This window comes from Sphingomonas sp., assembly GCA_019635535.1.
GTDB lineage: Bacteria > Pseudomonadota > Alphaproteobacteria > Sphingomonadales > Sphingomonadaceae > Allosphingosinicella.
Window position 1 is genome coordinate 241,326 of the sequence record JAHBZH010000001.1, and the last position, 8,675, is coordinate 250,000.

General features: G+C 66.0%; 7 protein-coding genes, 1 tRNA gene and 2 rRNA genes (1 of these 10 only partly in view). 4 read left to right on the plus strand and 6 right to left on the minus strand.

What is annotated here, in order from left to right:
* Positions 1-103: 103 nt before the first annotated feature.
* Positions 104-526 (plus strand): VOC family protein, encoded by a 423-nt coding sequence (locus KF780_01270; protein MBX3560421.1) that lies wholly within the window; start codon positions 104-106, stop codon positions 524-526.
* Here KF780_01270 and KF780_01275 read toward each other — a convergent pair whose 3' ends face one another.
* Complete coding sequence (locus tag KF780_01275) at positions 527-1,018, minus strand: flavin reductase family protein (protein ID MBX3560422.1); 492 nt, start codon at positions 1,016-1,018, stop codon at positions 527-529.
* Complete coding sequence (locus KF780_01280) at positions 1,015-1,893, minus strand: arginase family protein (GenBank protein MBX3560423.1); 879 nt, start codon at positions 1,891-1,893, stop codon at positions 1,015-1,017. Before KF780_01280 ends, KF780_01275 begins: the two co-directional genes overlap by 4 nt.
* 79 nt (positions 1,894-1,972) lie before the next feature.
* On the opposite strand from KF780_01280, the gene hutI reads away from it, so the two are divergent.
* The 3 genes from hutI to hutH are packed head-to-tail and all read left to right on the plus strand — an operon-like array spanning position 1,973 to position 6,344.
* Complete coding sequence (hutI, locus tag KF780_01285) at positions 1,973-3,145, plus strand: imidazolonepropionase (GenBank protein MBX3560424.1); 1,173 nt, start codon at positions 1,973-1,975, stop codon at positions 3,143-3,145.
* 23 nt (positions 3,146-3,168) lie between these two features.
* Positions 3,169-4,830 (plus strand): urocanate hydratase, encoded by a 1,662-nt coding sequence (gene hutU, locus KF780_01290; protein MBX3560425.1) that lies wholly within the window; start codon positions 3,169-3,171, stop codon positions 4,828-4,830.
* Positions 4,827-6,344, plus strand: a complete 1,518-nt coding sequence (gene hutH, locus KF780_01295; GenBank protein MBX3560426.1) for a histidine ammonia-lyase — start codon at positions 4,827-4,829, stop codon at positions 6,342-6,344. Before hutU ends, hutH begins: the two co-directional genes overlap by 4 nt.
* Here the strand turns inward: hutH and KF780_01300 are convergent.
* The 4 genes from KF780_01300 to KF780_01315 form a co-directional block, all read right to left on the minus strand.
* Complete coding sequence (locus KF780_01300; GenBank protein MBX3560427.1) at positions 6,334-6,972, minus strand: DUF1282 family protein; 639 nt, start codon at positions 6,970-6,972, stop codon at positions 6,334-6,336. The genes hutH and KF780_01300 overlap by 11 nt on opposite strands.
* A 124-nt stretch (positions 6,973-7,096) precedes the next feature.
* Positions 7,097-7,173 (minus strand) — tRNA-Met (locus KF780_01305).
* A 155-nt stretch (positions 7,174-7,328) separates the two neighbouring features.
* A 5S ribosomal RNA gene (rrf, locus tag KF780_01310) occupies positions 7,329-7,443 on the minus strand.
* A 98-nt stretch (positions 7,444-7,541) separates the two neighbouring features.
* Positions 7,542-8,675, minus strand: a 23S ribosomal RNA gene (locus tag KF780_01315); it runs 1,673 nt beyond the window's last position.

Here is an 8,675-nt window from a genome sequence, read left to right on the forward strand (position 1 = left end):
CCGCGAAGGAATCATGTCTGGCGCGCGGCGGCAAGGCCGGCCGGCTCGGGCCACCGCGCGCAAGCCTCTCCCCGCCCGAGCCGGAACGCGCTAAGCAAGCGCCATGTCCAGCCTGCCGCCCTTTCATCTCGCTTTCCCCGTCCACGATCTCGCCGCCGCGCGCGCCTTTTACGGCGGGCTGCTCGGCTGCCCCGAAGGGCGGTCCTCTAACGAATGGATCGATTTCGATTTCTTCGGCCATCAGATCGTCGCCCATCTCGCGCCCGAAGCGGTCGCCGCGCGCGCCTCCAACGCGGTGGACGGGCATGACGTACCGGTGCCGCATTTCGGCGCGGTGCTGGCGATGGCCGATTGGCAAAAGCTCGCCGCCCGGCTGGAGGGCAAGGTCGAATTCGCGATTGCGCCTACCGTGCGCTTCAGGGGTCAACCTGGCGAGCAGGCGACGATGTTCTTCCGCGACCCCTCCGGCAACGCGCTGGAGATCAAGGCGATGGCGGACCCCGACGCATTGTTCGCGAGGCAATAGTCAGCCGCCGACGCTGCCGTAGCGGCCGTCGAGATAGACAAGCGGATCGACGCCGTCGCGCGTCGCCACCTCCTCGACCACGCCGATGAAGATCGAATGCGTGCCGAACGGATGATGGTCGATCCGGCGGCACAGGATCGAGGCCTGGGCGTCGAGCAGCCGGGGCGGGCGAACGCAATCATTTTCCCAGCCTTCGAGGAAGCGTTCGGCATGGAAACGCCGGTCGGCGAAGATCCGGGCCACGTCCTCCTGATCGCGATGGAGCACATTGACCCGGAAATGAGTTACATCCTCCATCGGCGTATGCACGGCCGCCGCGCGATTGATGCAGGCCAGCAGGCTCGGCGGATCGAGCGAGATCGACGACACCGCAGTGGCGGTGATCCCCATCGCCTCGCCGCGCACGCACAGGCTGATGACATTCACCGTGGAGGCGACGCGGCGCATCGCCTGGCGGAAGGCATCGGTGAGCACGGGATCGGAATCGATCATCCGCGCCTCGCCTGGCCGGCCAGGATTTCGCAGACCCAGCGCGCGGCGGTGAGGCCGCTCAAGTCGCTGGCGTCCAGGCTGGGATCGAATTCGGTGAGATCGGCGACGCGCACCCGCTCCTCCTCAGCGAGCCGGCGCGCGGCCCGGAAGAAGTCCCAGACCGGCAGGCCGCCAGCGCGGGCGCCGGGGGCGCCGGGGAACTGGCCGCGATCGATCACGTCGATGTCGAAATCGACCAGGATCGCCTCGACATGGGAAAGCCGCTCCAGCGCCTCGTCGATCGCCGCCTCGATCCCTTCGGAGAGGACGAATTCGATATCGAACACGCCGATCCCGGCGGCGAGCGCGTCCTCGTGCATCTTCTTCGTATTGGCGAAGGGGGCGAGGCCGAGCTGGCAGATATTGGCGCCGGGCAGCCCGTCCTCCAGCAGGCAGCGGACCGGATTGCCGTTGAGCGGTCCCCGATCCGTGTCGCGCATGTCGAAATGGGCGTCGAGGGTGATGAGGCCCACCGCGTCGAGCGGCAGGCCGAGGCCGTGCGCGGCGGGGCGGGTGACGGCATTGTTGCCGCCGATCAGCAAGGTGAGATCGTGGCGCGCCACGCAATCGGCCACCGCATCGCGGATGGGCAGGAAGCCGTCCACCGGCATCACGCCGCGCACCGGCACGTCGCCCGCGTCGCGCAGCGCCGTTTCGATCTCCAGCGCTTCGACCAGATCGTAGGTGCTGAGCCGCTTCAGTGCGCGGCGCACCGCATCAGGCGCGAGATCGCAGCGGCCCGGCGTCACCGAACCGGCGTCCATCGGCGCGCCCAGCAGCGCGACCGGCGCCGCGGCGTCTTCCACGATCAGGTCGGCGATCGATTTCCAGCTCATCCTTTGCCCTTACACGCCCGAGCCCCTAGAAAGCGAGGCCATGTGGGACCGGCTGCTGATCGACTGCAACATCGCGACGATGGACCCGGCATTGCCCGGCGCGTTCGGCGCGATCGAGAACGGCGCGATCGGCATCCAGGACGGGCGGATCGTGCGGGTCGGCAAGCGCACCGAGCTGGCCGGCTATCAGGCGCGGAAGGTCGAACCGCTGCACGGCGCCTGGGTGACGCCGGGGCTGGTCGATTGCCACACCCACCTCGTCTTCGGCGGCAACCGGGCGGGCGAATTCGAGCAGCGCCTCGAAGGCGCGAGCTACGAGGAGATCGCGGCGGCGGGCGGCGGCATCGTCTCGACGGTCAAGGCGACCCGCGCGGCATCGCTCGACGAGCTGGTCGAGGCCGCGAGGCCGCGCCTCAGGGCGTTGATGACGGCGGGCGTCACCACGATCGAGATCAAGTCCGGCTACGGGCTCGACATCGACGCGGAGCTCAAGATGCTGCGCGCCGCCAGGGTGCTGGCGGCCAGCGAGAAGGTCCGGATCGAGACGACCCTGCTCGCACTCCATGCCCTGCCGCCTGAGTTCAGGGACCGGCGCGAGGACTTCGTCGCGCTGGCGATCGACGGCATCCTGCCCGCCGCCGCCGCGCAGGACCTGGCGAGCGCGGTGGACGCCTTTTGCGAGGGGATCGGCTTCGCGCCGAAGGAGGTGGAGGACCTTTTTCGTGCCGCTTGGCATCATGGTCTGAAGATCAAGCTCCACGCCGAACAGCTCAGCAATCTGCGGGGCGCTGCGCTCGCCGCCCGCTACGGCGCGCTTTCGGCCGATCATCTGGAGCATATCGACGAGACCGGGGTCATCGCCATGGCCGAAGCGGGGATGGTCGCGGTGCTGCTGCCCGGCGCCTTCTACGCGCTCAAGGAGACGAAGAAGCCGCCGGTCGATCTGCTGCGCCGGCACAATGTACCGATGGCGGTCGCGACGGACTGCAATCCCGGCACCTCGCCGGTACTTTCACCGACCTTGATGATGAGCATGGCCTGCACCCTGTTCGGCCTGACCCCGGAAGAGGCGCTGGCGGGCATGACGCGCGAGGGCGCGAGGGCATTGGGCCTGGCGGACGAGATCGGCACGATCAGCGCCGGCAAGACCGCCGACCTCTGCGTCTGGCGGATCGGCCGGCCGGCCGAGCTCGCTTACTGGATCGGCCTGCCCGGGCCGGAACGGCGGATCGTGGCAGGATTGGACAGCTAAAGCCTTTCGGGTAGGGGGCGAAGATGCACAACAGACGCGACAACAGCCGCCATATCCGCGCCGCCACCGGCCCCGAGCGCACCGCCAAATATTGGACCACCGAAGCGGCGCTCAGGATGCTGATGAACAATCTCGATCCCCAGGTCGCCGAGGCGCCGGAAGAGCTGGTCGTTTATGGCGGCATCGGTCGCGCGGCGCGCGACTGGGAGAGCTTCGATGCGATCGTCGAGACATTGCGGCGACTGGAGGAGGATCAGACGCTCCTGATCCAGTCCGGCAAGCCGGTCGGCGTCTTCCCGACGCACAAGGACGCGCCGCGCGTGCTGCTCGCCAATTCGAACCTGGTGCCGCACTGGGCGACCTGGGACCATTTCAACGAATTGGATCGCAAGGGCCTCATGATGTACGGCCAGATGACGGCCGGATCGTGGATCTATATCGGCAGCCAGGGCATCGTTCAGGGCACCTACGAGACCTTCGTCGAGATGGGCCGCCAGCATTTCGGCGGCGATCTTTCGGGCAAATGGGTTCTGACCGCGGGCCTTGGCGGCATGGGCGGCGCGCAGCCGCTCGCCGCCGTGATGGCCGGCGCGCACTGCATCGCGATCGAATGCCAGGAGAGCCGGATCGAGAAGCGGCTGGAGACGCGCTATCTCGACAGACGCGCGGCGAGCATCGACGAGGCGCTGGCGATGATCCGCGCCTCGGACGTACCGATCTCCGTCGGCATTCTCGGCAACGCCGCCGAAATCCTGCCCGAGATGGTGAAACGCGGCATCCGCCCGGACGCGGTGACCGACCAGACCTCCGCCCACGATCCGGTCAACGGCTATCTGCCGATCGGCTGGAGCGTCGAGAAATGGGTCGAGCTGCGCGAGCGCGATCCCAAGGCGGTGGAGCGCGAGGCGCGCAAGTCGATGGCCGTGCATGTCGAGGCGATGCTCGCCTGGCACGATCAGGGCGTGCCGACCTTCGACTATGGCAACAACATCCGCCAGGTCGCGCTGGACGAAGGGGTGGCGCGGGCCTTCGACTTTCCCGGCTTCGTGCCCGCTTATGTCCGCCCGCTCTTCTGCCGGGGGATCGGCCCGTTCCGCTGGGCGGCGCTGTCGGGCGATCCGGAGGACATCCACCGCACCGACGCGAAGGTGAAGGAGATGATCCCCGACGATCCGCACCTCCACCGCTGGCTCGACATGGCGCGCGAACGCATCGCCTTCCAAGGCCTGCCGGCGCGGATCTGCTGGGTCGGGCTCGGCCAGCGTCACCGGCTCGGCCTCGCCTTCAACGAGATGGTGGCCAAGGGCGAGCTTAAGGCTCCGGTGGTGATCGGGCGCGACCATCTCGATTCCGGCTCGGTCGCCAGCCCCAATCGCGAGACCGAGGCGATGGCCGACGGCTCCGACGCCGTTTCCGACTGGCCGCTCCTCAACGCGCTGCTCAACACCGCGTCGGGCGCGACCTGGGTGTCGCTCCATCATGGCGGCGGGGTCGGCATGGGCTATTCCCAGCATAGCGGCGTGGTGATCGTCGCCGACGGCAGCGAGGCGGCAGCGAGGCGGCTGGAGCGGGTGCTGTGGAACGACCCCGGCACCGGCGTGATGCGCCATGCCGATGCGGGCTACGACATCGCGATCGATTGCGCGCGCGAGCAGGGGCTCGACCTGCCGATGGTGGGGCGGTGAGCGCGCTCGTGCCCGGCAGCGTCACGCTCGCCGAGCTTCGCGCGATCTGGACGGGGGGTTCGGTCGCGCTCGACGAGGGTGCCTGGGCGGCGGTCGAGGCCTCCAGCGCGGCTGTCGGCCGCATCGTCGCCAGCGGGCGCACCGTTTACGGCATCAACACCGGCTTCGGTCTGCTCGCCAACACGCGCATTCCGGCGGACCGGCTGGAGGAGCTCCAGCGCAATCTGATCCTGTCGCACAGCGCCGGCCTCGGCGATCCGCTCGAACCGCGCATCGTGCGGCTGATGATGGCGCTGAAGGTGATCGGGCTGGCACGCGGGCATAGCGGCATCCGGCGCGAAGTGATCGAACGGCTGCTGGCGCTGATCGCGGCCGATGCCTTGCCGGTGGTGCCGAGCCAGGGCTCGGTCGGCGCCTCGGGCGATCTCGCCCCGCTCGCCCATATGAGCGCGGCCCTGATCGGCGAAGGTCGGATTGCGCTGGGCGGCGACATTCTGCCAGCAGCGGAGGCATTGACGCGGCTTGGCCAGAAGCCGTTGACGCTCGGGCCCAAGGAAGGCCTCGCCCTGATCAACGGCACCCAGGCCTCGACCGCGATCGCGCTCGACGTGCTGTTCACGGCCGAGCGGATCTTCGCCTCGGCGCTGGTCAGCGGGGCGCTGTCGACCGATGCGCTGAAGGGCACCGACGCCGCCTTCGACCCGCGCATCCACGCGGCGCGCGGCCAGCCGGGGCAGATCGCGGTGGCCGAAGTGCTGCGCACCCTGCTCGACGGCAGCGCGATCCGGCACAGCCATGACGATTGCGAGCGGGTGCAGGATCCCTACAGCTTCCGCTGCCAGCCGCAGGTGATGGGCGCGGCGCTCGATCTGATCCGCAACGCCGCGCGCACGCTGGAGATCGAGGCCAATGCGGTCAGCGACAATCCACTGCTGTTCGGCGAGGATGCCCTGTCCGGAGGCAATTTCCATGCCCAGCCGGTCGCCTTTGCCGGCGACATATTGGCGATGGCGCTGTGCGAGATCGGCTCGATCGCCGAGCGGCGGCTCGGCGTGCTGATCGACCCGAAGATGAGCGGGCTGCCGCCTTTCCTGATCGAGGATTCGGGGGTCAATTCCGGCTTCATGATCGCGCAGGTGACGGCCGCCGCTTTGGTATCGGAGAACAAGTCCCTCGCCTTTCCGGCGAGCGTCGACACGATCCCGACCTCGGCGGGCCAGGAGGATCATGTGTCGATGGCGACGCACGGCGCACTCAAGGCGCGGCGGATCGCGCACAATGCGGCGGGTGTGATCGGGATCGAATTGCTGGCTGCGGCGCAGGGGGTGGATTTCCACAGGCCGCTGGCGACCTCGCCGGCGCTGGCGCCGGCGCATGCGGCGATCCGCGCCGCGATCCCGTTCCATGCCGCCGACCGCTATCTCGCCGACGACATGGAATGGGCGAAAAAGACCGTGCTGGACGGAGCCTTGCCCGGCCCCGTCCCGACACGGCTGTTTCAGTTCAGTAGCTAGCGGCCGCTGCCGCGCCCATCATGCCGAAGCCCAGCGTGGTCAGCACGATGCCCATTACCACGGCCAGCAGGACCCAGTAGATGATGATCCAGGCGGCAACGACAACAACGATGTAGCCCACCGCCTTGTCCTGGGCCACGCGCATCAGGCGCGGCAGGCCGAGATAAAGCAGGTAGATGCCGTAGACCAAGGCCGCGAAGCCCAGCAGCATGGTCAGCGGCAGCAGCGCCGGGACGACGCTGAGAATTCCGACCAGCCATCCCGGCGTACCGATATAAGCGGCCACCTTGGTTGCCTGGACATGATTCTTCGTGCCGCCGAACGTCGGGGCGAAGCCGTCGATGATCAGCGAATTGATGAACACCAACACCAGGCTGATCGCATAGCTGACGACAGCCGTCGCGATCATGAAGGCGGGCGGCACGCCAATCAGGAAACTGCCGATGATCGTCGCAACCGGTCCGATCGCCGCTAGAATCATCACATAAGAGGTGAACAGGCCGCCGACAGTGGCCGGCTCGCGATCGATCACGTCCCATTCGGTTTTCGGCGTAATCAGAATGTTCTTTACGCGATCGACCAGCGACGTCGGCGCGCCGGGAAGCGGATTGGTGGGTCCGTCGGTCATTGCATGCCCCCTTCCGGTATGGATGGAAGCGAAATGAAGCACGTCCGGACCGGAATCTCAAGCCGATGCGAACGGGTCGCAGAAAGGCGAGGCGATAAAGGGGGTCGAGTTGGCTGCGGGGGGCTGGTTGCGGGGGCAGGATTTGAACCTGCGACCTTCAGGTTATGAGCCTGACGAGCTACCGGGCTGCTCCACCCCGCGACACCAGTTTGCCGGCCTCAAACGCCGGCGCGGGCATCCGCCCGCTTGGCTTTCCTCGCAATAAGCTCGGGCGGCCGTTCGGCCTTGCGAAGCCTGACGGCTTCGGGGCTCATGACATGTGAATGGGTTCAAATCCTGTGCACGCCGGCTGCAATGCCTGGCGACGACCTACTCTTCCAACGCTTAAGCGGTAGTACCATCGGCGCAGTCCGGTTTCACGGCCGAGTTCGGGATGGGATCGGGTGGGGCACGGACGCTATGGTCACCAAGCAATGAAGCCGGCGCGTACAGGATCTAGAAATCGTGCAACTTTGATCTGCTGAGCCACATGCCAGCGACAGCCAAAACTGTCGTTGACGGTGTGAACTCTCAAGCGCGAATAGAGCAATTAGGACTGGTTAGCTCCACGGGTTACCCCGCTTCCACATCCAGCCTATCAACGTGGTGGTCTTCCACGGCTCTGAGATATCTTATCTTGAGGGAGGCTTCCCGCTTAGATGCTTTCAGCGGTTATCCCGTCCATGCATAGCTACCCTGCTGCACCGCTGGCGCGATGACAGGTCCACCAGAGGCATGTTCACCCCGGTCCTCTCGTACTAGGGGCAACTCCTCTCAAATATCGACGCCCACGGCAGATAGGGACCAAACTGTCTCGCGACGTTCTGAACCCAGCTCACGTACCACTTTAATTGGCGAACAGCCAAACCCTTGGGACCTGCTCCAGCCCCAGGATGTGATGAGCCGACATCGAGGTGCCAAACAACCCCGTCGATATGAGCTCTTGGGGGTTATCAGCCTGTTATCCCCGGCGTACCTTTTATCCGTTGAGCGATGGCCCTTCCACGAGGGACCACCGGATCACTATGACCGACTTTCGTCTCTGCTCGACTTGTCAGTCTCGCAGTCAGGCGGGCTTATGCCATTGCACTCTAACAGACGGTTTCCAACCGTCCTGAGCCCACCATCGCGCGCCTCCGTTACTCTTTGGGAGGCGACCGCCCCAGTCAAACTACCCGCCACAGAGGGTCCCAACACCGGATAACGGTGCGTGGTTAGACATCAGGAATGGACAGGGTGGTATTTCACCAATGGCTCCACACCAGCTGGCGCCGATGTTTCAAAGCCTCCCACCTATCCTACACAGTTCATTCCTAATGCCACTCTGAAGCTGCAGTAAAGGTGCACGGGGTCTTTCCGTCTAACCGCGGGTACTCCGCATCTTCACGGAGAATTCAATTTCGCTGAGCATGTGCTGGAGACAGTGGGGAAGTCGTTACGCCATTCGTGCAGGTCGGAACTTACCCGACAAGGAATTTCGCTACCTTAGGACCGTTATAGTTACGGCCGCCGTTTACCTGGGCTTCATTTCGGAGCTTGCACCCCTCCACTTAACCTTCAGGCACCGGGCAGGCGTCAGACCCTATACGTCGTCTTGAAGCCGACTTAGCAGAGCCCTGTGTTTTTGCTAAACAGTCGCTACCCCCTGGCCTGTGCCCCCTCAA

Coding starts and splice junctions, on each gene's coding strand:
- KF780_01280 (MBX3560423.1), bottom strand. CDS start 1,893: ATGAGCTGGAAATCGATCGCCGACCTGATCGTGGAAGACGCCGCGGCG.
- KF780_01275 (MBX3560422.1), bottom strand. CDS start 1,018: ATGATCGATTCCGATCCCGTGCTCACCGATGCCTTCCGCCAGGCGATG.
- KF780_01300 (MBX3560427.1), bottom strand. CDS start 6,972: ATGACCGACGGACCCACCAATCCGCTTCCCGGCGCGCCGACGTCGCTG.
- hutI (MBX3560424.1), top strand. CDS start 1,973: ATGGACCCGGCATTGCCCGGCGCGTTCGGCGCGATCGAGAACGGCGCG.
- hutU (MBX3560425.1), top strand. CDS start 3,169: ATGCACAACAGACGCGACAACAGCCGCCATATCCGCGCCGCCACCGGC.
- KF780_01270 (MBX3560421.1), top strand. CDS start 104: ATGTCCAGCCTGCCGCCCTTTCATCTCGCTTTCCCCGTCCACGATCTC.